Annotated in this window: 26 protein-coding genes; 18 read left to right on the top strand and 8 right to left on the bottom strand. The window is 40.5% G+C overall.

Annotation, left to right across the window (positions count from 1 at the left end; translation table 11 throughout):
- The first annotated feature begins 113 nt into the window (after positions 1–113).
- The 4 genes from hprK to HMPREF2832_RS08560 are packed head-to-tail and all read left to right on the top strand — an operon-like array spanning position 114 to position 2,685.
- The gene (gene hprK, locus HMPREF2832_RS08575) at positions 114–1,046 is read left to right on the top strand and encodes an HPr(Ser) kinase/phosphatase (protein WP_003008114.1); all 933 of its coding nucleotides are present in this window, start codon (positions 114–116) and stop codon (positions 1,044–1,046) included.
- The gene (gene lgt / locus HMPREF2832_RS08570) at positions 1,043–1,825 is read left to right on the top strand and encodes a prolipoprotein diacylglyceryl transferase (RefSeq protein WP_070506652.1); all 783 of its coding nucleotides are present in this window, start codon (positions 1,043–1,045) and stop codon (positions 1,823–1,825) included. The genes hprK and lgt overlap by 4 nt, the downstream gene beginning before the upstream one ends.
- Before the next feature lie 3 nt (positions 1,826–1,828).
- The gene (locus tag HMPREF2832_RS08565) at positions 1,829–2,212 is read left to right on the top strand and encodes a DUF948 domain-containing protein (protein WP_003008109.1); all 384 of its coding nucleotides are present in this window, start codon (positions 1,829–1,831) and stop codon (positions 2,210–2,212) included.
- A 14-nt stretch (positions 2,213–2,226) separates the two neighbouring features.
- Complete coding sequence (locus tag HMPREF2832_RS08560) at positions 2,227–2,685, top strand: YtxH domain-containing protein (protein ID WP_070506647.1); 459 nt, start codon at positions 2,227–2,229, stop codon at positions 2,683–2,685.
- 130 nt (positions 2,686–2,815) lie between these two features.
- Here HMPREF2832_RS08560 and HMPREF2832_RS08555 read toward each other — a convergent pair whose 3' ends face one another.
- The gene (locus tag HMPREF2832_RS08555) at positions 2,816–3,109 is read right to left on the bottom strand and encodes a DUF3270 family protein (protein ID WP_003015629.1); all 294 of its coding nucleotides are present in this window, start codon (positions 3,107–3,109) and stop codon (positions 2,816–2,818) included.
- Positions 3,110–3,238: 129 nt separating this feature from the next.
- Between HMPREF2832_RS08555 and HMPREF2832_RS08550 the strand changes: the two genes are divergently transcribed.
- On the top strand, positions 3,239–4,168 hold the full coding sequence (locus HMPREF2832_RS08550) for a peptidase U32 family protein (protein ID WP_003015582.1): 930 nt from the start codon (positions 3,239–3,241) through the stop codon (positions 4,166–4,168).
- Positions 4,169–4,264: 96 nt separating this feature from the next.
- Positions 4,265–5,551, top strand: coding sequence for a peptidase U32 family protein (locus HMPREF2832_RS08545; protein WP_003002878.1), 1,287 nt, complete (start codon positions 4,265–4,267; stop codon positions 5,549–5,551).
- Positions 5,552–5,733: 182 nt separating this feature from the next.
- Here HMPREF2832_RS08545 and HMPREF2832_RS08540 read toward each other — a convergent pair whose 3' ends face one another.
- Both HMPREF2832_RS08540 and HMPREF2832_RS08535 read right to left on the bottom strand, forming a co-directional pair.
- Complete coding sequence (locus tag HMPREF2832_RS08540; protein ID WP_049497404.1) at positions 5,734–7,104, bottom strand: MFS transporter; 1,371 nt, start codon at positions 7,102–7,104, stop codon at positions 5,734–5,736.
- Positions 7,105–7,144: 40 nt separating this feature from the next.
- The gene (locus HMPREF2832_RS08535; protein WP_013903887.1) at positions 7,145–7,270 is read right to left on the bottom strand and encodes a 3-hydroxyacyl-ACP dehydratase; all 126 of its coding nucleotides are present in this window, start codon (positions 7,268–7,270) and stop codon (positions 7,145–7,147) included.
- Between the two features lie 102 nt (positions 7,271–7,372).
- Here HMPREF2832_RS08535 and HMPREF2832_RS08530 point away from each other — a divergent pair, with 102 nt between their 5' ends.
- The gene (locus HMPREF2832_RS08530; protein WP_013903886.1) at positions 7,373–7,702 is read left to right on the top strand and encodes a winged helix-turn-helix transcriptional regulator; all 330 of its coding nucleotides are present in this window, start codon (positions 7,373–7,375) and stop codon (positions 7,700–7,702) included.
- A gap of 263 nt (positions 7,703–7,965) precedes the next feature.
- Here the strand turns inward: HMPREF2832_RS08530 and HMPREF2832_RS08525 are convergent, their stop codons facing one another.
- Complete coding sequence (locus HMPREF2832_RS08525; RefSeq protein WP_003008097.1) at positions 7,966–8,298, bottom strand: hypothetical protein; 333 nt, start codon at positions 8,296–8,298, stop codon at positions 7,966–7,968.
- A 90-nt stretch (positions 8,299–8,388) separates the two neighbouring features.
- Between HMPREF2832_RS08525 and HMPREF2832_RS08520 the strand changes: the two genes are divergently transcribed.
- From HMPREF2832_RS08520 to HMPREF2832_RS08510, 3 genes are all read left to right on the top strand, one after another.
- On the top strand, positions 8,389–8,601 hold the full coding sequence (locus HMPREF2832_RS08520) for a YdbC family protein (RefSeq protein ID WP_003002541.1): 213 nt from the start codon (positions 8,389–8,391) through the stop codon (positions 8,599–8,601).
- Between the two features lie 161 nt (positions 8,602–8,762).
- Complete coding sequence (locus HMPREF2832_RS08515; protein ID WP_021153584.1) at positions 8,763–9,905, top strand: 5-methyltetrahydropteroyltriglutamate--homocysteine S-methyltransferase; 1,143 nt, start codon at positions 8,763–8,765, stop codon at positions 9,903–9,905.
- 12 nt (positions 9,906–9,917) lie between these two features.
- The gene (locus HMPREF2832_RS08510) at positions 9,918–10,649 is read left to right on the top strand and encodes a cyclase family protein (RefSeq protein ID WP_003015569.1); all 732 of its coding nucleotides are present in this window, start codon (positions 9,918–9,920) and stop codon (positions 10,647–10,649) included.
- A gap of 193 nt (positions 10,650–10,842) precedes the next feature.
- Here HMPREF2832_RS08510 and gorA read toward each other — a convergent pair whose 3' ends face one another.
- Positions 10,843–12,192, bottom strand: a complete 1,350-nt coding sequence (gene gorA, locus HMPREF2832_RS08505; protein WP_070506641.1) for a glutathione-disulfide reductase — start codon at positions 12,190–12,192, stop codon at positions 10,843–10,845.
- A gap of 179 nt (positions 12,193–12,371) precedes the next feature.
- Between gorA and HMPREF2832_RS08500 the strand changes: the two genes are divergently transcribed.
- From HMPREF2832_RS08500 to lysS, 4 genes are all read left to right on the top strand, one after another.
- Complete coding sequence (locus HMPREF2832_RS08500) at positions 12,372–13,529, top strand: efflux RND transporter periplasmic adaptor subunit (protein ID WP_070506635.1); 1,158 nt, start codon at positions 12,372–12,374, stop codon at positions 13,527–13,529.
- Positions 13,513–14,208 carry an ABC transporter ATP-binding protein gene (locus tag HMPREF2832_RS08495; protein WP_003002759.1) on the top strand — a complete coding sequence of 232 codons (696 nt, stop codon included), beginning with the start codon at positions 13,513–13,515 and terminating at the stop codon, positions 14,206–14,208. The genes HMPREF2832_RS08500 and HMPREF2832_RS08495 overlap by 17 nt, the downstream gene beginning before the upstream one ends.
- Entirely contained in the window at positions 14,208–15,551 is a 1,344-nt protein-coding gene (locus tag HMPREF2832_RS08490; protein WP_070506627.1) for an ABC transporter permease, read from the top strand. The genes HMPREF2832_RS08495 and HMPREF2832_RS08490 overlap by 1 nt, the downstream gene beginning before the upstream one ends.
- A gap of 268 nt (positions 15,552–15,819) precedes the next feature.
- The gene (gene lysS, locus HMPREF2832_RS08485) at positions 15,820–17,310 is read left to right on the top strand and encodes a lysine--tRNA ligase (protein WP_003016025.1); all 1,491 of its coding nucleotides are present in this window, start codon (positions 15,820–15,822) and stop codon (positions 17,308–17,310) included.
- Positions 17,311–17,346: 36 nt separating this feature from the next.
- Here the strand turns inward: lysS and HMPREF2832_RS08480 are convergent, their stop codons facing one another.
- From HMPREF2832_RS08480 to HMPREF2832_RS08470, 3 genes are all read right to left on the bottom strand, one after another.
- On the bottom strand, positions 17,347–17,970 hold the full coding sequence (locus tag HMPREF2832_RS08480; protein ID WP_070506622.1) for a histidine phosphatase family protein: 624 nt from the start codon (positions 17,968–17,970) through the stop codon (positions 17,347–17,349).
- Positions 17,971–17,992: 22 nt separating this feature from the next.
- On the bottom strand, positions 17,993–18,466 hold the full coding sequence (locus tag HMPREF2832_RS08475; protein ID WP_070506616.1) for an aminoacyl-tRNA deacylase: 474 nt from the start codon (positions 18,464–18,466) through the stop codon (positions 17,993–17,995).
- A 143-nt stretch (positions 18,467–18,609) separates the two neighbouring features.
- Positions 18,610–19,482 (bottom strand): GH25 family lysozyme, encoded by an 873-nt coding sequence (locus HMPREF2832_RS08470; protein ID WP_070506613.1) that lies wholly within the window; start codon positions 19,480–19,482, stop codon positions 18,610–18,612.
- Positions 19,483–19,730: 248 nt separating this feature from the next.
- On the opposite strand from HMPREF2832_RS08470, the gene ftsW reads away from it, so the two are divergent.
- The 4 genes from ftsW to tpiA all read left to right on the top strand — a co-directional run bounded on the left by ftsW (position 19,731) and on the right by tpiA (position 26,233).
- Positions 19,731–20,972, top strand: a complete 1,242-nt coding sequence (gene ftsW / locus HMPREF2832_RS08465; protein WP_070506608.1) for a cell division peptidoglycan polymerase FtsW — start codon at positions 19,731–19,733, stop codon at positions 20,970–20,972.
- A 38-nt stretch (positions 20,973–21,010) separates the two neighbouring features.
- Positions 21,011–23,836, top strand: coding sequence for a phosphoenolpyruvate carboxylase (ppc, locus tag HMPREF2832_RS08460; RefSeq protein ID WP_070506994.1), 2,826 nt, complete (start codon positions 21,011–21,013; stop codon positions 23,834–23,836).
- 277 nt (positions 23,837–24,113) lie between these two features.
- A complete protein-coding gene (tuf, locus tag HMPREF2832_RS08455) occupies positions 24,114–25,310 on the top strand; it encodes an elongation factor Tu (RefSeq protein WP_003008055.1) in 1,197 nt (398 codons plus the stop codon).
- Between the two features lie 164 nt (positions 25,311–25,474).
- Positions 25,475–26,233, top strand: a complete 759-nt coding sequence (gene tpiA, locus HMPREF2832_RS08450; protein WP_070506603.1) for a triose-phosphate isomerase — start codon at positions 25,475–25,477, stop codon at positions 26,231–26,233.
- Positions 26,234–26,241 lie beyond the last annotated feature (8 nt).

Genomic DNA, 26,241 nt, shown 5'->3' with positions numbered 1-26,241 from the left:
TTTTGCTTGCCTTAAAAAGGAGTTGAAAATGGATCTTTCAAATGACACTTCAGTCTCTCGTCTGAAGAGAAAATCTGCTATAATAGAGAGAGAATTTGAAAAGGGAGAATGATATGGCAGTTACTGTTCGCGATATACAGGAAAAGCTTCGTCTATCGGTTGTTTATGGGGATGATAGCCTCTTAAGCAAGGAAATTACGACTGCGGACATTTCACGTCCAGGTCTTGAAATGACGGGCTATTTCGACTATTACACACCTGAGCGGATTCAGCTTGTAGGAATGAAAGAATGGTCCTACCTGGTGAAGATGAGCTCTCACAACCGTCATCAGGTCTTGCGCAAGATGTTCCAGCCAGAGACACCTGTCATCATTGTCGCGAGGAATTTAGAAATTCCAGAAGAAATGTTGCGTGCTGCTGAAGAGAAGCAACTAGCCATTTTGAAGAGCAATGTTGCAACCAGTCGTTTATCTGGAGAGCTTTCTAGCTATTTGGATAGTCGGCTAGCAGAACGCACGAGTGTACACGGTGTCTTGATGGATATTTATGGGATGGGTGTCTTGATCCAAGGAGATAGCGGAATCGGAAAAAGCGAGACAGGTTTGGAACTTGTCAAGCGGGGTCACCGCCTCGTAGCAGATGACCGAGTTGATATCTATGCCAGAGATGAGATGACCCTTTGGGGAGAGCCAGCTGAAATCCTACGCCACTTACTAGAGATCCGTGGTGTCGGAATTATCGATGTCATGAGTCTCTACGGTGCGAGTGCTGTGAAGGATTCTTCACAAGTCCAAATCGCCGTTTACTTGGAAAATTATGCTAAGGATCAGGTTTATGATCGTCTCGGTAATAATGCAGAAGAGTTGGAAATCGGTGGTGTGACCATTCCTCGGATACGCATCCCTGTGAAGACTGGTCGGAACATTTCGGTCGTGATTGAAGCCGCAGCTATGAATGTTCGGGCTAAAGAAATGGGCTATGATGCCACCAAAACCTTTGAAGAACGTTTGTCCCAGTTGATTAGTCAAAATGAGGTGAAGGAATGAATCCAGTAGCCCTTCAATTAGGTCCGATCAGTATTCGTTGGTACGCAATTTGTATTGTCTCTGGCTTGATTCTAGCCGTTTATCTTTCTATGAAAGAAGCGCCCCGTAAGAAAATTAATCCAGATGATATCATTGATTTCATTTTGATTGCCTTTCCGCTTGCGATTGTGGGGGCCAGACTCTATTACGTTATTTTCGAATGGGGTTACTATAGCCAGCACCTGGGTGAGATATTCGCTATCTGGAACGGAGGAATCGCGATTTATGGTGGCCTCTTGACAGGTGCCCTTGTCCTCTATCTATTCTCTCGTAGACGCTTGATTGAGCCAATTGATTTCTTAGATATTGCGGCCCCAAGCGTCATGATTGCACAGAGTATTGGTCGCTGGGGAAACTTCTTTAACCAGGAAGCTTATGGAACTGCTGTTAAAAGTCTCAACTACCTACCCTCTTTTATTAGAGATCAAATGTATATAGACGGCAGTTATCGTCAGCCAACGTTCTTATATGAATCCATTTGGAATCTGCTAGGATTTCTTTTGATCTTGATTCTTCGTAGGAAGCCACAATTTTTGAGGCAAGGTGAGATCACAGCCTTTTACCTTATCTGGTATGGTTTTGGTCGGATGATCATCGAAGGAATGCGGACGGATAGCTTGATGTTTGCGGGCTTACGTGTTTCCCAGTGGTTGTCGATGATCCTGATTCTCGTTGGATTCGCCATCATCATCTACCAACGTCGCAAAAAAGCCCCTTATTATGTAGAAACAAAGGAGTAATATATGTTTATTGAAATTGCATACGGCCTCTTAGGCCTTGCCTTAGTAGCGCTTGTCATTTATATGATTTTTTTCCTCTCAAAGATTGGAAAAGTTGTAGATGAGACGCAAAAAACGATCCAAGTTTTGACATCAGATGTCAATGTCACCTTGCATCAGACCAATGATCTATTGGCAAAAGTCAATGTTTTAACGGATGATTTGAATCAAAAAGTTGCAACGATTGACCCACTCTTTACAGCCGTGGCGGATCTTTCAGAGTCTGTTTCAGATTTGAATGATCAAGCCCGTCAATTGAGTGTCAAAGCGGTGTCAGCTGGTGAAAAAACAGTGAAAGCCTCTATCGGATTAAAAGCGATTAAGATGGCTTCAAAATTATTTAAATAGAATCGAGGAAGAATATGGGACGTTTATCTAGTTTATTAATTGGTGTGATTTCAGGTGCTTCAGCAGCCTACTATTTATCAACAGAGCAAGGAAAGAAAGTCACTAAAAAAGTGGTGCGCTTCGTAAAAGATTATCAAGAAGATCCTCAAGAAGTACATGAATCGGTGAAACAAACTGCTAAGGATGTTTCAAAACAAGCAGCAGAAGTGATCCAACAAACCAAAGAAAAAGTTGGTTCTGGAGAAATTACGACAGGAACTGTTTTGGAATCTGTCAAAGAAAAGACGCAAGATGTGGTTGAAAAATCTCAAGAAGTCTATCACTCATTTAAGGATAAACTTCAAAAAGAAAATCTAAGGGGCAATGACTTGGTTCAATCCATTCGCAAACAAACAGAATCAGAAGACATCGTGTTAGACTTGGATGAAAAAGATTCTGAAGAAGTAGCTGAAGAAGAAACAAAAGAAGCATAAAAAATGAGGCTCAGTGAGCCTCATTTTTTATGGAAGGTAAGATGGCAATTGGCAGTTAAGTTTTATCTTCCAACTGTCATACCAATTAAAAAAATTCGAGTAAATAAAAGAAATCAGGAAAACCTGATTTTTATTTTTTTCGTTTATTGTAGTAAATTCGGAACCCTTGAATACTAGCAAAGCTAGAACCAATCGCTAAAGCAAACGCAAAGAAGGTATTCATTTTCGTTGCTAAAAAGACAAAACTAAATACAACCGTCAACACACAGAAAATAGCAATATTTAAAAAATATAGCAATTCACTTAATTGAGGTGCGGGTTCAACTTCAGGAGCATAGTCCTGAATAGGGGTTTCTTGGGTTTGTTTGGTTAATTCGATATAATCGAATTCTTCATCATAGTGTCTTAAATTTCTTACGGGCATTTTCTCTCTCCTAACAGTACTCTATTATTCTATCATGAATTCAGGTATATAAATGTTACAAAAATGTTACAAATTTTACAAAATGAATAAATTTTTCTAGAATATCGGAATTTTTGTTATAATGGTTCTATGAAAAATATTATTATTACAGCAACAGCAGAGAGTGTTGAGCAAGCGCAAGCCCTGATTGATGCAGGGGTTGACCGAATCTATGTCGGTGAAAAAGATTACGGATTACGATTGCCTCAAACTTTAAGCTATGACGAAATAAATCGAATTGCCCAACTGGTCCATGCTGCTGGCAAAGAATTGACAGTAGCTGTAAATGCACTCATGCACCAATCGATGATGGATTCAATCAAGCCTTTCCTAGATTTTCTAAAGGAAATTCAGGCTGATTATATTACTGTCGGAGATGCGGGCGTTTTTTATGTCTTGAAACGAGATGGCTATCCATTCAAAACGATTTACGATGCCTCAACCATGGTCACTTCTAGCCGCCAGATCAATTTCTGGGGAAAACAAGCAGGAGCTTCTGAGGCTGTTTTGGCTCGTGAGATTCCATCTGCCGAATTATTCGTAATGGCTGAGAATCTTCAGATTCCAGCGGAAGTCTTGGTCTATGGTGCTAGCATTATCCACCATTCGAAACGACCTCTTCTTCAGAATTATTACAACTTCATCAAGACAGAGGACTCTGTAACCAAAGATCGCGACCTGTTCTTAGCAGAACCAGGAGATCCAAATTCTCATTATTCAGTCTACGAGGACAAACATGGAACCCATATCTTCTCAAATAATGACTTGAATATGATGACCAAATTGTCTGAGTTGGTAGAACACGGATTTGATCATTGGAAACTCGATGGTGTCTACTGTCCGGGGGAAAACTTTGTCAAGATTACAGAGTACTTTGTCAAGGCCCGTGATTTGATTCAAAAAGGAACATTTACACAGGATCAAGCCTATCTGTTTGATGAAGAAATCCGCAAATTACATCCAGCTAATCGTGGTTTGGATACTGGTTTCTATGATTATGAACCAGATCGTGTAAAATAACAAATAATACTAGGGCTTCTTCGTTTGTGAGTTTTCCTTTTTCAGGGAACGAAGAAGCTATTCATCATATCGACAATCTTGTAAATTGGAGAAAACATGACAAATACAAAAAAACGTCCAGAGGTTTTGGTACCTGCTGGAACATTAGAAAAATTAAAAGTTGCCGTTAATTATGGGGCAGACGCAGTATTCGTTGGTGGACAAGCCTATGGTTTGCGTAGCCGTGCGGGAAACTTCACCATGGATGAGCTTCGTGAAGGTATCGAATATGCTCATGCCCGTGGAGTGGATGTGCACGTTGCTTCAAACATGGTGACCCATGAGGGAAATGAACAAGGGGCTGGTGAATGGTTCCGTGAATTGCGGGATATGGGCCTTGATGCCGTGATCGTCTCAGACCCGGCCTTGATTGAAATCTGTGCAACCTATGCACCTGGCCTCAATATTCACTTGTCTACGCAAGCTTCCGCAACCAATGTGGAGACCTTCCATTTCTGGAAAGAATATGGCTTGACCCGTGTCGTCTTGGCCCGTGAGGTATCCATGGAAGAGTTGGCAGAGATCCGTAAGCGTACCGATCTTGAGATCGAAGCCTTCGTTCATGGAGCCATGTGTATTTCCTATTCCGGACGTTGTACCCTTTCTAACCACATGTCTGACCGGGATGCCAACCGTGGTGGCTGTTCTCAATCTTGTCGTTGGAAATACGATCTCTACGATATGCCATTTGGCCAAGAACGCAAGAGTATCAAAGGACAAGTCCCAGAAGAATACTCTATGTCAGCCGTGGACATGTGTATGATCGAAAATATTCCAGACATGATTGACAATGGGGTTGATAGCTTGAAGATTGAAGGCCGGATGAAATCTGTCCATTACGTATCAACAGTAGCCAACTGTTACAAGGCAGCTTGTGATGCCTATATGGAAAGTCCAGAAGCCTTTTATGCCATCAAGGATGATTTGATCAATGAATTGTGGAAGGTTGCTCAACGTGAATTAGCAACTGGATTCTACTACCAAACACCGACTGAAAATGAACAATTGTTTGGGGCACGTCGTAAGATTCCTCAATACAAATTTGTAGGAGAAGTGGTTGACTTTGATCCATCTACCATGACTGCGACGATTCGCCAACGGAATGTCATCAATGAAGGCGACCAAGTGGAATTCTACGGACCAGGCTTCCGTCATTTTGAATGCCAGATCCAAGACTTGCATGATAAGGATGGAGTGAAGATTGATCGCGCACCAAATCCGATGGAGCTTCTCACGATCACCGTTCCACAAGAAGTCAAGCCAGGAGATATGATTCGTTCTTGCCAGGAAGGTTTAATCAATCTCTACTCAAAAGATGGGGCAAGTAAAACTGTTCGAGTATAACAAAAAAAGAGAGGGTTAAATCTCTCTTCAGAATATAGAAAAACTCTATTAGGACTAGAAAAACTTCTCCTTTAGAGTTTTTTCTTTATATAATTATGAAAAAAGATTGAAGAAAATTGTCTAAATGGACTTTTTCTTCAATCTGTATAATCAACTTTTAATTGAATGCATTCTGTTTGGTTTTATTCTTTTCCATAAAGGTAACGACTAGCAATTAACCAAGTAGCAATATACATTATCACGTTAACCAAAAATGCGACAACGATAACCATATTCCAATTATGGGATAAATTAGTAGTTAGAATCCCCATAATTGTTGTACCAAAAAGTCCACCAATTTGTTTGTTAGCGTTTAAAGTTGCACCAGCAATTCCAGATAATTCTTGACCAGCAGCTTCCATAAGAATGGTAGTAGTTGCTGGAGTTAACACTCCGATACCAAGGCTCATTAAAGAAAATAAAGGGATTAGGATGTATAGTTGAATTTCATGAAAAAGGACTCCAATTCCAAAAATTCCTGCTGCTCCTACAATGGCAAAAATAATTGAGACAGTAGCGAGGCTTCCCACGGAAAATCGTTTTACAACACGTGCGTAAAATAAATTACCAATAATTAAGACAATCATTCCTGGTAGAATGAGGAGTCCAGAAACCATTGAGGAGAGGTTTAAATAAGTTTGAAAATAAAGTCCTAGCACTAAAACAATACCATATAATGAAATGTTAACTACTAAACCTAACAGATTAGAGACAATAAACTTAGCATTTTTTAATAGTTGGTGGGGAACAATAGGTGCTTTACTTTTTTTATCGTGGACTACTAAACCAACAGTAAATAATATAAACAGGAGAAGAAACAATAAAAGATTTAGGTTACTATAGCCATATTGATTCCCTTCAACAAGGTAAATAACTAGACTTCCGATAGTTGCAACAAGAAATATATTACTGAAAATGTCAATTCTAGTCTTTGGATTGGCAATATTGTTTTTCACAAGAAGTAATATTGAAATTACTGTCAAAATTCCCAATGGAATATTGATTAAGAAAATACCCCTCCATCCGAAGTAGTTAATAATTAGTCCACCAATAAAAGAACCAGTACCGGTTGCAACAGAAATAATTGCTGTCCAAATTCCTAACATACGTGCTCTTTTAGTAGAATCAGGGTATGAAATGAATAAAAGTGCTAATGAACTAGGCATAAACAAAGAAGCACCGAAACCTTGAACGAATCTAAGTATGATTAATGTTTCAATATTTGGTGAAAAAGAGCACCCAAATGAGGCAAGTGTAAAAATTGTCATTCCAAATAATAAAATTCGTTTAGCACCATATTTTGTTGTTAGATTTCCTGAAAGTAGGAGTAAAGAGCCTAAAGCTAGTGTATAGGCGTTAATAATCCAAATGGATTGCTCTAATGAGACGCTCATAGCTGTTTCAATATGGGGAACAGCAAGAACCACTCCGGTTGTATCTAGGACCGCCATAATGTATCCTAGTGAAAGAATAAAAAGTAGATAAGCTGGCGCTTTTGTATTTGTTTTTTTCATCAAGCTTCCTCCGTTATTTCATCAAACCAATTTTCATTTATCAATCAAAAGCAATATATTTAACTTTCTGAAAATATTTTACTTGAGTATATCCAGTGCCAAAGTATCTTCCATCAGCGCAACCGAGAATATCTTTGATACGGTCAAACTTAGTTGTAATATCCATAGTAATTTCCCCTTTCAAATGATATAATTAGCTTATCATGTAATAATTTCTGAAACAAGAAGGGAAAAAAAGTATAGTAACTATCAAAAAAGGAGGAAATGAATGGAGACTTGCAAGAAGCAATCTTTGAAAAAATCAATTTGTCCAGCAAGAAGGGTCTTGAATTTACTAAAAGGTAAATTTACTCTTGAGATCTTATCTGAAATTATTGATGGTAATATACATTATAGTAGTCTTTTGCGTAGTGTAGAAGGTATTAATCCTAGAATATTAGCTCAACGATTACATGATTTTGAGCAAGAAGGTATTTTATCAAGAAAAGTTTTACCGACATCGCCTCCACAGGTTGAATATAAAATGACAAAAAAAGGTATTGCTCTAAGAAGTATCGTTGAAGAAATGAAAAAATGGGAGCATACTTATGGTGATTAGAGATTAGATTGAATTTACATAATTTATTACTAATATTTTTCTTTAAATAGATAATGTAATTATGAAAGATTTGGTGACCTTTTTAATCAAGGCAACGTCAATACTAGTAGTATGTACTGGAACTTTAACTTTTTACTAGGTTCAAAAGTTAAAGTTAAAATTTGATAGAATTTTTTTGATACTCTAATAAATTTAGAAATGAGATTAAAAGTAATAAAAACAAACGCCAAAAATGACGTTTGTTTTCAATATAAAAGAGAGGGTTAAACCTCTCCTTTTTGTTGAGCGATGCGAATATTATTGGGGACCAAACTGATTTTCTGGATCTCAGAAATCCGAATAATCGTGGACATACTCTTTTTAAAATTTTTCACGATCAGTTGTCGGCGTTCTTGGTCATACTTGACAATGTCGCCTGTAAAACTCTTATTTGAAAAAATAACATGTACCCCTTGTTTTTTTCGCAATGCTTGTTGAATGATGTCAATAATTCTCTCATCTTCTAATGGGGCAGGGGTACTGACTTTTCCATTGAAAAATTCATTTGCTCGGTCTTTAACGATCTCGAGAAATTTTTTCATAGCTAAATTCTCCATAACTTGATACAATATATTATAGATAATTTAAACGATTTTGTAAATGATTTACGAATATTAGAGATGAGAAGGCAAGAAAGGAGTCGTGAAATGGCAGAATTTTCATTCCAAATCGAAGAACATTTGCTGGTCTTGTCAGAAAATGACAAGGGTTGGACCAAAGAATTGAACCGTGTGAGTTTTAATGGTGCTCCTGCTAAGTATGATATCCGGACCTGGAGTCCCGACCATACAAAAATGGGGAAAGGCATTACACTCACAAACGAAGAGTTCCAAGTCATGCTCGATGCATTTAAAAATTAAGAAAAGGGGTCCTTCAAGGACTTCTTTTTTTGTTATAGTCTAAGGCTATATAGATATCAAAGATATTAGATTATCCCAAACCCTTGTTTATCAGGTGTTGGACTGCTATAATGGTTGCATTGATGAATTAATGTAAAACTTATAGGAAAGAGGGAATCATATTGACACATACACATGCACCTTATCGCGTAGACCATGTTGGTTCATTTCTTCGTCCAGCTACTTTGGTTCAGGCTCGTGAAGATTTCGCAGCTGGAAAAATCAGTCAGGCTGACTTAACAAAAGTAGAAGATCAGGCGATTCGTGACCTCGTTGAAAAAGAAATTGCCGCTGGTCTGAAGTCAGTAACTGATGGAGAATTCCGCCGAGCTTATTGGCATTTGGATTTCTTCTGGGGCTTTGGGGGCATTGATCATGTCCAAGCTGCTCAAGGCTATCAATTCCATGATGAAACAACCAAGGCGGACTCAGCGCTTGTCGTTGGAAAAATCACAGGAGCCAATCATCCATTTGTAGAGCATTACAAGTTCTTGCGGGATCTTGTGGCAGATGTAGATGGTGTAGAGGCTAAATATACCATTCCAGCACCTGCACAATTCTATTTTGAATTGATCCGTGATGCAGAACATGTAGAACAATTGAATACCATCTATCCTGATTTTGCGGCTGTTCGTGAAGACATCAAGCAAGCCTATCTTCAAGTGATTCAAGATTTGTATGATGCAGGTCTTCGGACTCTTCAAGTAGATGATTGTACTTGGGGTGTCTTGGTAGATGATAATTTCTTGACGGCTTGGGGAGCAGCTCAAGGCAAGTCAAAAGATGAGGTTCGCCGGGAACTCGCTGATCTCTTCTTGACCTTTAACAACGATGTCTACCAAAATGTTCCAGCTGGTTTGACCGTCAATACGCACGTTTGTCGTGGGAACTTCCATTCCACTTGGGCTTCATCAGGTGGCTATGCGCCGATTGCCAAAGAACTCCTTGGAGAAGAAGCCGTTAATGCTTACTTCCTAGAGTTTGATACCGATCGGGCTGGTGGTTTTGAACCACTTGCAGAAGTAACCCCTGGTAAAGGAGTGGTGTTAGGCCTCTTGACATCTAAGAGTGGTCAACTGGAGAATAAGGACGAAGTGATTGCTCGTATTAAAGAAGCGAGTCAGTATGTACCGTTGGAAAATCTTTACCTGTCTACTCAGTGTGGCTTTGCTTCGACAGAAGAAGGAAACATTTTGACAGAAGAAGACCAATGGAAAAAAATCGGTTTGATTAAGGAAATTGTCGCTGAAGTTTGGGGCGAATAAGGAGGAAGAAACATGTCAGATTTACTAAGTATTTATAAAGAATTGCAAGCTAAAAAATGGGTGGACTTGAGTCACCAAATCAATGCGGAAAGTCCACACTTCCCAGCCCTTCCTGCTTTGCAACAAGAAGATCTTTTCACATTAAAAGATGGTTTCCATGTTCAAAAATTTACAGTGGTTGGTCAATACGGAACGCATATTGATGCACCGATTCACTTTGTAGAAGGTGGTCGTTGGTTGGATGAGATTGACCTCAAAGATCTCCTCTTGCCACTCTATGTTATCGACAAGTCTAAAGAAGTTGCTGCCAATCCAAACTTTATCTTGAGTAAACAAGATATCTTAGACTTTGAGGCAGAGCATGGACAAATTGCTGAGGGTGCTTTTGTTGCCTTCCGCAGTGATTGGTCAAAACGTTGGCCAGATCAAGATGCTATGCGTAACCTAGATGAAAATGGGGTTCAACAAAGTCCAGGATGGAGCCGTGAAGCCTTGGAATTCTTGATTCATGAACGCCATGTTAAGGCTGTGGGTCATGAAACCTTCGATACAGATGCAGGTATTCCAGCAGCAGAGCATGGCTTGGTCAATGAATACTACCTCTTGGAACAAAATATCTACCAAGTTGAAGTCTTGAACCAATTGGACCAAGTTCCAGCTGTAGGTGCCTTGATTTCGATTGCTTTCCCTCACTGGGACAAGGCAACTGGTTCACCTGTCCGTGCCATTGCCATCTTACCATAAACAAAGAAAAAGAGAGGGGGACAGAAATCGGTAATTCGTTAGAATTCGATTTCTTTGTCCCGCCTCCGCACAGTTGAGTAGGGCTGTAAAAGCTGATGAAATCAGCGTAGTAGAGCCCACTCAACCACTGCGTTTTGCTCGACAATCCAAAAATAATTGAGAGGCTAGGACTTGTGTCCCAGCCTCTTATTTTTTATCTCATGGTCACAAATTCTTCGGATCCGGTTGGGTGAATGGCGACGGTTGCGTCGAAATCGGCTTTTGTCGCTCCCATCTTGATAGCAACTGCAAATCCTTGGATCATTTCGTCCACTCCGTAGCCAAGACCATGAAGGCCAACGACCCTTTCTTCGGGACCAGCAGTGATGAGTTTGAATTTTGCTTGCTGGCGGTGTTGGGTAACAGCAGTGTACATGGAAGCAAATTGAGAAGTATAGACTTTGATATTCTCTTTTCCATAAGTTTGCTGGGCTTCTTCCTCCGTTAGGCCAACGGTTCCAATAGCAGGGTGAGAAAAGACAACGGTTGGGATGTTTGTATAATCCATTTTGGCATTGACTTTTCCATTGAATAGTCGTTCAGAAAGAGTGCGTCCAGCTTTAATAGCGACAGGAGTTAATTCTTTTTCTCCTGTAACATCCCCAAGAGCATAGATTCCTGGAATAACTGTATTCTGGTATTCATCCACTGCAATGAATCCTTTTTCATTTAAGGTGACGCCTGCAGCTTCTAGATTGAGATCCTGGACGTTTGGTTTTCGCCCTGTTGCCCAGATAACATGATCTGCCACGTGGCTGGTCATATCCTCAAAATAAATCTTCACACGACCGTCTTCAAATTTTTCAAGCTTCATGGGAACCTTATGTTTGTGAAGCGGAAGGTTTTGTTTTTCCATTTCTTCCATTAAGCCATCGACAATGTAGGAATCAAACTTTCTTAAGGGACGATCACCGCGAACGAAGAGATCGGTCTGAACACCTAGGGCATGGAGCACACCGGCTAGTTCCACTGCGATGTAGCCAGCTCCAATAATGGCAACAGATGTAGGAAGTTCTTCCCAAGCAAAGACATCATCAGACGTTTCGCCAAATTCAGCTCCAGGAACAGAAGGAATAAAAGGATGGGCACCGGTCGCAATTACGATATGCTTGGCCTTAATGGTTTCTCCATTTACCTCAACCGTATGAGCATCCACAAAACGAGCACGTCCTTCAATTCGTTCAACCCCATTGCGTTTGAAACTGCCATCATAGGAATTACGGGAACGGTCAATATAGGCTTCGCGATTTTTTCTTAAGGTTGCAAAATCAAATTTTGTTTGTTCAGAAGTAAATCCATAGTCTGGTCCATAATCGCGAATAGCTTCTGCAATTTGCGCACCATACCACATAATCTTTTTAGGCACACATCCTCTGTTGACACAGGTGCCACCCAATTGTTTTTCTTCAATGACAGCAGCGCTCGCTCCGTACTCTCCAGCCCGGTTCATCGTAGCGATTCCTCCACTACCTCCACCGAATGAAATAATATCAAATTCTTTCATGTTTTCCTCCTAAATGGGATTTCAGTTTGATTGTAATATCAACTGTTACAAAAGTCAAGGGTTTAGCATGTTACCAAGCATTTAAATTTCATTTTGCCGTATCAATTTTAGATAGAAAAGTAAGGAAATATGGTATACTATGGTATAGAATAAAACGCTTTCTTTGATGGAGAAAAACGATGAAGAAATTGAAAAAATGGCAACTATTTACAGCTGCAGGTGCAGCAATTGTGGTGATTGGAACAGGAAGTGTGATGATGTTTTCGCACCCAAGTACTCCTGATCAGGCAATCACGAAAGAAACTCCAATGGTGCAAACGGTCAAGGATGGATCGATCGCTTCTTCGGTCTTGTTAACTGGGAAAGTCACTGCCAATCAGGAACAGTATGTCTATTTTGATGGAACCAAAGGGGATTTGCAGTCGATTTTGGTCAATGTAGGAGATCAAGTAACGGCCGGTCAGCCAATTGTTCAGTATAGCAGTACAGAGGCCCAAACCGCTTATGATGCAGCCGTTCGTGCTGTCAATAAGGCAGATCGTCAGTTAAATGACTTACTGACAAATGGTGTGACCATTGATACGACAGGAGATGAAGAAGCAGATGCCAAATCGGCTTCGCAGACCCAACGAACAGTTGATTCTCAAGCTAGCGATTTACGAGATGCCAAGTCGGATGCGGTCGATAATATGAACAAGGCTAAGGCACTTCTGGATGCGACGACGGTCAAGAGTAACACAGATGGCACTGTGGTCGAAGTTAACAAAGATGTTTCAAAATCGACTACGGGGACCAACCAAACTCTGGTTCACATTGTGAGCAACGGAAATTTACAAGTCAAAGGGGAATTATCTGAATACAATTTGGCCAATATCTCTGAAGGTCAGGAAGTGGTCCTCACTTCCAAGGTTTATCCGGATAAAACCTGGACAGGAAAGATTTCTTATGTAGCGAACTATCCGACCGACGCGGGTCAAGCAGGTGCCAATGCAGCAGGTGGAACACAAGGAAGCGGTGGAGCCAAGTACCCATTCACAGTGGATATTACCAGTGAGATTGGGGAACTCAAACAAGGCTTTTCTGTCAATATTGAAGTCAAAAGTTCTACTCAACATCCCCTTGTTCCCGTGACGAGTGTCATGGCTGATGGAGATACGAGTTATGTATGGACGGTCGAAAATGGCAAGGCTAAGAAAGTAAAAGTAACGCTTGGTAACGCCGATGCTGAAAATCAGGAAATCTTGTCAGGCTTGAAGAAAGATGCTCAAGTTATTGTGAATCCTAATGAGAAACTGGAAGATGGAAAAGAGATCGGAAAATATGACAAAATTGATTGAACTAAAAGGAATCAATAAAACCTATAAAAATGGAGACCAAGAACTTCGGGTCTTAAAAGACATTGATTTAGAAGTCGAAGAGGGCGAGTTTGTGGCCATTATGGGCCCATCGGGCTCAGGGAAATCGACCTTGATGAACGTCATTGGCTTGTTGGACCGCCCGACCAGTGGAGAGTATTTCCTAGAAGGCCAGGAAGTTGGAAACCTCAGTGAGAAAAAATTAGCACGTGTTCGAAATGAACAGATCGGTTTTGTCTTTCAACAATTCTTTCTTCTCTCTAAGCTCAATGCCTTTCAAAATGTGGAACTGCCTCTCATTTATGCGGGAGTTCATCCTGCTAAACGGAAGGAATTAGCTGAGCAGTACCTTGAAAAGGTAGAGCTCCATTCTCGCATGCACCATTTGCCTTCAGAGCTCTCAGGAGGTCAAAAACAGCGGGTTGCGATAGCTCGAGCTCTCGTCAATCAGCCAGCCATCGTCTTAGCAGATGAGCCGACTGGAGCCCTAGATACCAAGACAGGGGAGCAAATAATGGACTTGTTAACCAAGCTAAACCAAGAAGGAAAAACCATTATCATGGTTACACACGAGCCAGAAATTGCAGCCTTTGCGCATCGTCGCATCGTCATTCGTGATGGAGTGATCTCCTCAGATAGCAAGCTGGAAAGGGGGACCTAATGCAAAATTGGAAATTTGCGATCAGCTCAATTATGAGCCATAAATTACGGTCTTCCTTGACCATGGTGGGGATCATTATTGGGGTCGCTTCTGTGGTTGTCATCATGGCTCTGGGAGATGGTATGAAAGCTGGTGTCACCAAGACCTTCACCAAGGACCAAGAGTATGTACAAATCTCTTATTCTCCCAACAAGAGTGGCTATGTGACTGGGATCAATATTGGCCCTTCTGATGATACTGGAGAAGGAGAAGACGGAGGCGAAAGTGGCCCTGCAGCTGAAGACCGAGGGATGGCTGCTCCATCGGATATCGATGGGGAAAACGCTGAAGATGTTGATGGTCAAGTCCAAGAAGCACCACCAGTTGTGCAAGAATCTTGGGTTAAGGAATTAACCAAGATTCAAGGCATCGATGGTTACTATGTTAGCAATACCTCCAATGCAACCATTGCTTTTCAAAAGAAAAAAGCAGAAGGGGTAAACATCCAAGGAGTAAATGAAACCTATTTTTCTGTCAAAAAGGTTGAGCTCTTATCTGGACGAAAATTAACCCCTTCAGACTATAGTAATTTCTCCCGGGTGGTGCTCCTTGATGAAGGATTGGCCCAACAATTATTTGGAACGGAGAATCCACTGAATCAGGTGGTCTCTGTTGGGGATAACAATTATCGCGTCGTTGGTATTTTCAAGGATCCAAATGCAGGAACAGCTCTTTACGGAGCTTCCTCAGGTGGAAGTGCCTTGATGGCCAATACCCAACTCGCCTCTGAATTCGGAACGGATGAAATTCAAAATATTGTCGTCCATGTGCCAGATGTGAAGCAGATTAAAACCGTTGGGATTGAGGCTGCTCAAAAGTTAACAGAACTTTCAGGTGTTCGCCAAGGAGAATTTCAAATCTTTAATTTGGATAGCATCCTAGAGGAAACCAAAAAAGTAGTAGGAATTATGACGTCAGTGATCGGTGCCATTGCAGGGATTTCCCTTTTGGTTGGCGGGATTGGAGTCATGAATATCATGTTGGTTTCTGTGACAGAGCGGACGAGAGAAATTGGTCTTCGCAAAGCATTGGGAGCAACTCGAGGTAAGATTCTGGTTCAATTTTTGATTGAGTCGATGGTCTTGACCATCATTGGTGGGCTGATTGGACTTGGACTTGCTTATGGTGTGAATAGCTTGATTACTACACTCGCAGCAGCCTCCCTAGAAGGCCCACCGATTATTTCCTTAAATGTCGCTATCGGCAGTATTATTTTCTCTGCTTTTGTAGGCATCATCTTTGGAATTTTACCAGCGAATAAGGCTTCTAAGTTAAATCCGATCGAAGCACTGCGTTATGAATAAAAATAGGAGCGAGTCAGGATGAATGGTTTAAGATTCTCCACGCTCCTTTTTGCTGCTGTTGTGGAATAGTTTGTCGAAACATTTTCAATTATCTCGCCCTGTACAGGTTAAACAGTTTAAGCAGTCAATGACAGTTTTCGGATATTATTTGAGTATAGCTTCGAGAGGTTACATTTTACCTAGCCTTATTTTTGTTTAATTGGTAAATATTAGTGAATTTCTGGTCCAAATATGATAGAATAGGGGAGAATAACTTAGGAGGTTCCAAATGACTACTGAACATATGGAAGAATTGAATGACCAGCAGATTGTCCGTCGTGAGAAAATGGCGGCCCTTCGTGAACAAGGAATCGATCCATTTGGGAAGCGATTCGAACGCACTGCAAATTCAGGTCAATTAAAAGAAAAATATTCAGAATTAGATAAAGAACAACTCCACGACTTGAACGAAACAGCTATTATTGCTGGTCGTCTCGTAACCAAACGTGGAAAAGGAAAGGTTGGCTTTGCCCATCTTCAAGACCGTGAAGGTCAAATTCAGATCTACGTTCGTAAGGATGCTGTTGGAGAAGAAAACTACGAAATCTTCAAAAAAGCAGACCTTGGTGATTTCCTTGGTGTTGAAGGGGAAATCATGCGCACAGACATGGGTGAACTTTCGATTAAAGCAACTCATATCACTCACTTGTCAAAAGCCCTTCGTCCTTTGCCTGAAAAATTCCACGGACTTTCAGACGTTGAAACCATCTATCGTAAACGTTATTTGGATTTGATTTCAAACCGTGAAAGCTTCGAACGCTTTGTAACTCGTTCAAAAATCATCTCTGAAATCCGTCGTTATTTAGATGGTCAAGGATTCCTTGAAGTGGAAACACCAGTGCTTCACAATGAAGCTGGGGGTGCGGCTGCCAAACCATTTATCACTCATCACAATGCACAAAACATTGACATGGTGCTTCGTATCGCGACTGAGCTCCACTTGAAACGTTTGATTGTTGGTGGGATGGAACGCGTTTATGAAATCGGACGGATCTTCCGTAACGAAGGAATGGATGCTACTCACAACCCTGAATTTACTTCGATCGAAGTCTACCAAGCTTACGCTGACTTCCACGATATCATGGACTTAACAGAAGGCATTATCCAACATGCTGCGAAAGCGGTCCATGGTGATGGTCCAATTGACTATCAAGGAACAGAAATCAAAATCAACGAACCATTCAAACGGGTTCACATGGTGGATGCGATCAAAGAAATCACAGGTGTTGACTTCTGGCAAGACATGACCTTTGAAGAAGCTGTAGCACTTGCAAACGAAAAACATGTACCGGTTGAAAAACACTACACAGAAGTGGGACAAATTATTAATGCCTTCTTCGAAGAATTCGTTGAAGAAACCTTGACGCAACCAACATTTGTTTACGGTCACCCAGTAGCAGTATCTCCATTGGCTAAGAAAAATCCAGAAGATCCACGCTTCACTGACCGTTTCGAACTCTTCATCATGACCAAAGAGTATGCCAATGCCTTCACGGAATTGAATGATCCAATCGATCAATTACAACGGTTTGAAGCGCAAGCGCGTGCCAAAGAATTGGGAGATGACGAAGCTACAGGCATCGACTATGACTATGTTGAAGCCCTTGAATATGGTATGCCACCAACAGGTGGACTTGGAATTGGTATTGACCGTCTCGTTATGTTGTTGACCAATGTAACAACAATTCGCGACGTTCTTCTCTTCCCAACTATGAAATAAGCTAAAAGAAAACACTGATCGAAAGATCAGTGTTTTTTAGTCTTCCATATAAGAGGTGTCGTTCCAAGTATCTAAGTGATAATGCTCAAAATCATCTGTTGTCAGAATCGTCACGCTGGCATTATCTAGTCCGCCATTTTTGCGGAGTTCTCCTGTGTCATAACCGAGCAAGGTTCGAATAGAAGCTGTCAAATTAGCCCCATGTCCAACGATGAGAACAGTATCGAGCTCTTTTCCTTTCAGGCTTTTTACAAAATCACAGGTACGTTTGGTCGTTTCATAGACAGATTCTGCATCAAAGATTTCATTTTGAAAGCGGGCTAGGTTATGGCGAAAGGCATCCATTTGTTGGGGATAGATAGCTGAAATGGTAGAAATTTTAGCACCTTCCAGTTTTCCCAAATTCCATTCACGAAGAGCAGGCGTTGCTTGCAATTCTAGAGGTGTCTCCAATTGATCGAGGATGATCTTTGCGGTATGGACTGTCCGTGGCAGATCACTTGCAAAGGCTGCATCAAAAGGAACAGTAGCTAGGTGCTTTCCTAATTTTTCAAGCTGATGAATAGAGGCTGGTAACAACGGAGAATCGCCATTTGATCCCTGAAAACGTCCTTCTTCATTCCATTCTGTCCGTCCGTGTCGAATAAAATATAGTTTCACAATCTTGTCTCCTTCTCTGTCTTTATTCCAAAATATCTGCAAAAGTCGCTTGTACGAAGTCTGCTAGAAGTTGTGGTTTGATTTGAATACTATGGCCGATTTCCCCGGCAGATACGATCATGGTCTCTAACTGAAGGGCTGATTCATCGATAAAGATTGGGAAAGGATGCTTTTGACGAATGCCCACCGGATTATTGGCACCATGAATATAACCAGTTGTTTTTTCGAGATCCTTTTGAGGAATCATAGCCACTTTCTTATTTCCCGATAATTTGGCCAATTTTTTTTCTGAAAGATGCTCTGTAATAGGAATGATCCCGATCACGGGCCCCGTTTTATCTCCTTTGAGAGCTAGGGTTTTGAAAATAGTAGAGCGATCAATTCCTTCTGGTAAGATCCCTTCTAAAGCGTTGATTTGTAAGCCTATGTGCTCAATTTTTGCTTTTGTCAAGATCTGCTCGACCAAGGTTTTTTTCACTTTATTTTTTTTTGCCATGGCTTTCTCCTTTTCTCTTTTTCTCTACAAAATCAGATTTCATTAGACCATTATAACATATAATAGCGACGATATTGTATTCTCCTTAAAAATAGAAAACAGCAGAAAAAGTGAAGATCACTTAATCTGCTGTTTTAAGGCTATTAGGAAGAGTTATCTTTTTGTACCTTGAATAGTTTCCGATAAATCGCTTCTTGGTCTTGCGTCGGAGCAATTTGGTTGAGATCCAAGTAGTGTGAGAATCCATTTAATTGCCCTTGAGAGGTATATTGATGCAAGTCGTATTCCGTATTGGTATCTGGCGCGGCATTATAGTAGCCATCATCAAATCCATAAGTAGGAATCCAAAGAGCTGTAAATTTATCAGTGGAGATACTATGTTCTTCCATGAAGTAGGTTCCGATATAGAGTCCAATATTTTTTGCACCCAAAGCTTGTAGTTTTGCTCGGAAAGCTTCAACACCTGCATTCATATCCTTCATGGTTTTTTCCTCAACGTCTAACCAATAGTAGGTCGGTTTGTAAGGAGAAGCAGCCTTGTAAAATTCTTCTGCTTCTTTTTCCATTTCTTTTTTATCCTTAGCAGCGACATAAGCGTAGACTGCAACAGGGATATTTCGTTTTTGGAATTCTTGAATATGGGTTTTAAAAGATTTATCCAGACCATTTAAGTAGGTTGCCGCATTTTCCTTTTTAGCTTGAGCCCCACTATGGACACGAACGATCACACCTCCCACATTTTGGGAGAGGACATCGTAATCAATTTCACTAGGCAATTGCCAGCCTGAAATATCAATGATCGGGCGGCCAACCAGTTCTGGATTGATGTCTTCTTCTTTTTTTGAAGAAGAGCTTGCAGTAGTTGTTTTTCGAGGTGTATTGGAGTTCGGAATGGTTTTGGTTGTTTCTAGTCGTTCTCTGGCTTGTAGATCGGCAATCGTTCGTGAAAGAACGAGAAAAGAAATGATACCGATAAAAAAGACAAAGAGAACAACGGGTTTTATCCTTTTTCTCATACAGAAACATTTTACCGTAAAAAATACGAAAAGGCAAAACTTAATGCTTAAAAGATGCTGATTTCAGCCATTATTTTCAAAAAAAAGGAATCTTTTCATCGAAAAAGGATAAAAATATATGAAAATAAGAAGAATGATTAGAATATTTCTTGAAAAAAGGGAAGAAGCCGAATCTTTTCTGGCCTTTCCTTGGTTTTGCTTCTTAAAAATGATATAATGAGGGTTGAACATTAGGAATATGGTGAATTATGAAAATTGAAAAAAGACATCTTTTAAATTATTCCATCCTCATTCCCTATTTGATTTTATCCATCATTGGCTTGATTGTAGTCTATTCGACAACAAGTGCCTTGGCGATTCAAAGTGGAGTGAGTTCGATTCGGATGGTCCGGACACAGGGGTTCTTTTTCATCCTAAGTCTCCTAACCATCGCCTTGATTTATAAATTTAGCTTAAACTTTCTTCGAAATAAAAAAGTATTGGCTTTTGTCATCTTTATTGAAGTGATTTTGTTGATTTTGTCTAGGTTTATCACAGATACGGTCAACGGAGCTCACGGTTGGTTGACGATCCCAGGAGGGTTTAGTATCCAGCCAGCTGAATACCTTAAGGTGATCTTAGTCTGGTATCTGGCCTTGATCTTTTCGAAACGACAAGATGAAATCCGTGATTATGATTATCAAGCCTTGACCCATAATGAATGGATTCCAAGGAATTTAAACGATTGGCGTTGGCTGACCTTGACTCTGATTGGAATCGTTGTGATTATGCCGGACTTGGGAAATGCGACGATCTTGGCCTTAACGGTCTTGATCATGATTACGGCTAGTGGAGTGGGCTACCGTTGGTTTACCTCTTTACTTGGTTTAGTTGTTGGAGCATCCACCATTGTCCTTGGTTCAATATGGATCATCGGTGTGGACCGTGTCGCTAAAATTCCTGTATTTGGTTATGTGGCCAAACGTTTTAGTGCCTTCTTTAACCCCTTTAATGACTTGTCTGGCGCAGGCCACCAATTAGCTAATTCATACTATGCCATGAGTAACGGTGGTTGGTTTGGCTTGGGGCTAGGAAATTCCATTGAAAAACAAGGTTACTTACCAGAAGCGCACACAGACTTTGTGTTTGCGATCGTGATTGAAGAATTAGGTTTTGTTGGAGCTAGCTTGATTCTTGCTCTCTTATTCTTCTTGATTCTTCGGATCATTTTAGTCGGTATTCGAGCAAAGAATCCTTTTAATTCAATGATGGCTATTGGGATCGGTGGGATGATCTTGGTACAAACCTTCATTAACATCGGAGGAATTTCTGGTTTGATTCCGTCTACAGGAGTGACCTTCCCCTTCTTATCCCAAGGGGGAAATAGCTTATGGGTCTTATCCGTAGCGATTGCTTTCGTTTTGAATATCGATGCTAGTGAAAAACGGGCTAAGATGGAACAAGAAGGCATGGTTTTTGAAGAAAAAGGTAAAATCAAACCTTATTATTAAAAGGGAATTGTTGAATGGCTATTCAAAAAGGAGAAAAAATGGTCTTACAAAAATTAGAGAACTTCACAAATAAAGATATTATCAAAGAAGAAGCCGAAATTTTAACTAATTTATTAGATGATATTACGAAAAATTTGGTTCGTCCGGAAACCTTTGATAAAATTAGACAGTTGAAGGATCTATCAAAAACACAGAACTATCGTGAGTTAAATCAAATAGTGGAACAATTGACAAATGAAGAAATGACAGTGATTTCACGTTATTTTGCCATTTTACCACTCTTGATTAACATCTCAGAAGATGTCGATTTGGCCTATGAAATTAATCATTTGAATAACGTGGATGGTGAATACCTCGGAAAACTTTCTTCAACCATTAAAGAAGTTGCAAAAAATGAAGATGCACAAGAAATTCTTGAAAATCTCAATATTGTACCTGTTTTAACAGCCCATCCAACTCAAGTGCAACGAAAAACCATGCTGGATCTAACCAATCATATTCATGCTCTTCTTCGTCAGCACCGGGATGTTAAAGCTGGTTTAATGAATGAGAATAAGTGGTATAACAACCTTCGTTGTAATATCGAAATCATGATGCAAACGGATATGATTCGTGATAAAAAATTGAAGGTTACTAATGAGATCACCAACGTCATGGAATATTACAATAGCTCCTTCTTGCAAGCTGTTCCAAACCTGATGTTGGAATACAAACGCTTGGCAAAAGAGCATGGATTAGAGCTTGAACAACCACGTCCGATCACAATGGGCATGTGGATCGGGGGAGACCGGGACGGGAATCCGTTTGTAACAGCTGAGACCTTGAAGCGTTCAGCAACTATTCAAAGTGAAGTCATTTTGAACTATTACATCGAAAAGATTTCAAAATTATACCGTCATTTCTCCCTTTCAACGAGTCTTTCTAAAACAAGTGAAGCAGTAGCTGAAATGGCAGCCCTATCAAGTGATACATCCGTCTTTCGTGAAAAAGAACCTTACCGTCGGGCTTTCCACTATATCCAATCAAAATTGATCCAAACCTTGGTCAATTTAAAAGAATGGACGATGGTGGGAGAAACCAGAGAAGATCGTTATGCGGTCGAGAGATTGTTGGGAGCAAATAATCACCAACAAGGGCCGGTTTCTGATTATATTGGCAATCGTATCTCTGGAGCTTTAAAGAAAATTTCTGAGAAAGAAGCTCCAGCTTATGCCTCAGCTCAAGAATTCAAAGAAGACCTTGAAAAGATCAAAGATTCCTTGTTAGAAAACAAATCAGAGTATTTAATTTCTGGTGAGTTTGCAGAACTTCTAGAAGCCATCGATGTTTTTGGATTCTATCTGGCCTCTATTGATATGCGCCAGGATTCGAGTGTGCATGAAGCCTGTGTGGCAGAATTATTGAAATCAGCAGGGATTGATGACCATTATTCTGATTTATCAGAGGATGAAAAGTGTCAAGTTCTCTTGAAAGAACTTTTAGAAGACCCACGAATTTTATCAGCAACTCATGCTGAAAAATCTGAACTGCTTGAAAAAGAATTAGCGATTTTCCAAACGGCCCGTGAATTGAAGGATCGTTTAGGAGAAGAAGTCATTCGTCAAAACATCATTTCTCATGCAACAAGTGTATCAGATATGTTGGAATTGGCTGTGATGTTGAAAGAAGTGGGCTTAGTCGATACGGAAAAAGCTCGCGTTCAAATCGTACCGTTGTTTGAAACGATCGAAGACTTGGATCACTCAGAAGAAACCATGAGAAGTTACTTGTCTCTTCCGATTGCCAAACGTTGGATTGCTTCTAAGAACAACTACCAAGAGATTATGTTAGGTTACTCTGATTCCAACAAAGATGGTGGATACTTGTCTTCTTGCTGGACCCTCTTTAAAGCTCAACAACAATTGACCGCTATCGGAGACGAGTTTGGAGTGAAGATTACCTTCTTCCATGGTCGTGGTGGTACTGTTGGCCGTGGTGGAGGTCCTACTTATGAAGCCATCACTTCTCAACCATTGAAATCCATTAATGACCGTATCCGCTTAACCGAGCAAGGGGAAGTGATCGGCAATAAATACGGAAACAAAGATGCCGCCTACTACAACCTTGAAATGCTCGTCTCTGCAACCATTAACCGAATGATTGCAGAACAAAAGAGTCCATTCTCTATGTTTGATCGTTTCGGGGAAGTCATGGATAAAGTCGTGAATCGCAGTTACGATATCTATCGTGATTTGGTCTTTGGAAATGAGCACTTCTATGATTACTTCTTTGAATCAAGTCCGATCAAAGCAATTTCAAGCTTTAATATTGGTTCACGTCCTGCTGCTCGTAAGACCATTACAGAAATCGGTGGTTTGCGTGCTATCCCTTGGGTCTTCTCTTGGTCACAAAGTCGGGTGATGTTCCCTGGTTGGTACGGAGTAGGTTCTAGCTTTAAGGAATTTATCGATGAGGATCCTGAGAATATCGAAACCCTTCGATACATGTATAAAAACTGGCCTTTCTTCCAATCTCTCTTGTCAAATGTGGACATGGTTTTATCCAAAGCCAACATGGACATTGCCTTTGAGTACGCTCAATTGTGTGAAGAAGAAGAAGTTAGCAATATTTATCAGATTATCTTACATGAATGGCAATTGACCAAGGACATCATCTTGATGATTGAGGAACAAGACGAGTTGCTCGCGGAGAACCCTTATCTGAAAGAAAGTTTGGATTACCGGATGCCGTACTTTAACGTCCTGAACTATATTCAGTTAGAATTGATTCGACGTCAACGGACTGGACAACTACCAGCCGATCAAGACAAGCTGATCCATATTACGATCAATGGAGTGGCTACAGGATTACGAAATTCAGGTTAAAAAAATCGGAACATTGTTCCGATTTTTTCTGCTCTGAAATGAAGTGATAGAAGATGCTTAACGAGCTTAAATTGAAGATTTTAAATGAGAATTTTCAAAGCTAGATCAGGATCTTTCAGCAAGATGATAAAATAAAAGAAAAGAAGAGGAATAATTAAGAAAATATAGGTAAAAGGCTTGCAATTTCATCTAAAATTCGATAGAATAGTAAGGAAAGTTAGACTGTATTGCCTACTGTCTATCTATAAAATATATTTTATTGGAGGCTTTTACTCAAATGGCAAAAGAAAAATACGATCGTAGTAAACCGCACGTTAACATCGGTACAATCGGACACGTTGACCACGGTAAAACTACCCTAACTGCAGCAATCACAACTGTTTTGGCACGTCGCTTGCCTTCATCAGTTAACCAACCTAAAGACTATGCGTCTATCGATGCTGCTCCAGAAGAACGCGAACGCGGTATCACCATCAACACTGCACACGTTGAGTACGAAACTGCTAAACGTCACTACGCTCACATCGACGCTCCAGGACACGCGGACTACGTTAAAAACATGATCACTGGTGCCGCTCAAATGGACGGAGCTATCCTTGTAGTAGCTTCAACTGACGGACCAATGCCACAAACACGTGAACACATCCTTCTTTCACGTCAGGTTGGTGTTAAACACTTGATCGTCTTCATGAACAAAGTTGACTTGGTTGACGATGAAGAATTGCTTGAATTGGTTGAAATGGAAATCCGTGACCTTCTTTCAGAATACGATTTCCCAGGTGATGACCTTCCAGTTATCCAAGGTTCAGCTCTTAAAGCTCTTGAAGGTGACTCTAAATATGAAGACATCATCATGGAATTGATGGATACTGTTGATGAGTACATCCCAGAACCAGAACGTGATACTGACAAACCATTGCTTCTTCCAGTCGAAGACGTATTCTCAATCACTGGACGTGGTACAGTTGCTTCAGGACGTATCGACCGTGGTGTTGTTCGTGTCAACGACGAAATCGAAATCGTTGGTATCAAAGACGAAATCCAAAAAGCAGTTGTTACTGGTGTTGAAATGTTCCGTAAACAACTTGACGAAGGTCTTGCAGGGGATAACGTTGGTGTGCTTCTTCGTGGTATCCAACGTGATGAAATCGAACGTGGACAAGTTATCGCTAAACCAGGTTCAATCAACCCACACACTAAATTCAAAGGTGAAGTTTACATCCTTACTAAAGAAGAAGGTGGACGTCATACTCCATTCTTCAACAACTACCGTCCACAGTTCTACTTCCGTACAACTGACGTAACTGGATCTATCGAACTTCCAGCTGGAACTGAAATGGTAATGCCTGGTGATAACGTGACTATCGACGTTGAGTTGATCCACCCAATCGCCGTTGAACAAGGTACTACATTCTCAATCCGTGAAGGTGGACGTACTGTTGGTTCAGGTATGGTTACTGAAATCGAAGCTTAATTCGATCTAGTTCCCAGATTAACAATTATATAGACAGACAGAAAACCCCGTGAAGACGGGGTTTTTATTTTGGTAAAAAGTAAAATGAGCTTGTGCAACCTTTCATTATGACGAAAATTATGGTAAAATAGATAGTATAAAATTAGAAAAAAGAGGTATGTGAAATGTCACGTAAACCATTTATCGCTGGTAACTGGAAAATGAACAAAAATCCAGAAGAAGCAAAAGCATTCGTTGAAGCTGTAGCATCAAAACTTCCTTCAGCTGACCTTGTTGAAGCTGGTATCGCAGCTCCTGCAGTTGACTTGGCAACTGTTCTTGCTGCTGCTAAAGGTTCAAACCTTAAAGTTGCTGCCCAAAACACTTACTTTGAAAATGCTGGTGCCTTTACTGGTGAAACTTCTCCAAAAGTATTGTCAGAAATGGGTGTTAACTACGTTGTTATCGGTCACTCTGAACGTCGTGATTACTTCCACGAAACAGATGAAGACATCAACAAAAAAGCAAAAGCAATCTTTGCGAACGGCATGCTTCCAATCATCTGTTGTGGTGAAAGCCTTGAAACTTACGAAGCTGGTAAAGCAGCAGAATTCGTAGGTGCTCAAGTTTCAGCTGCCCTTGCTGGATTGACTGCAGAACAAGTCGCTTCAACAGTAATCGCCTACGAACCAATCTGGGCTATCGGTACTGGTAAATCAGCTTCACAAGACGACGCACAAAAAATGTGTAAAGTTGTTCGTGACGTTGTAGCTGCTGACTTTGGTCAAGAAGTTGCTGACAAAGTACGTGTTCAATATGGTGGATCAGTTAAACCTGAAAATGTTGCTGAATACATGGCTTGTCCAGACGTTGACGGAGCTCTTGTTGGTGGTGCATCACTTGAAGCTGAAAGCTTCTTGGCATTGCTTGACTTTGTTAAATAATGACATAT

Origin of the sequence: Streptococcus sp. HMSC073D05, assembly GCF_001812015.1 — a bacterium.
GTDB classification, from domain to species: Bacteria; Bacillota; Bacilli; order Lactobacillales; family Streptococcaceae; genus Streptococcus; species Streptococcus parasanguinis_D.
Note: the sequence above shows the minus strand (reverse complement) of the source record. Positions and strands in the feature narration are given on the sequence as shown.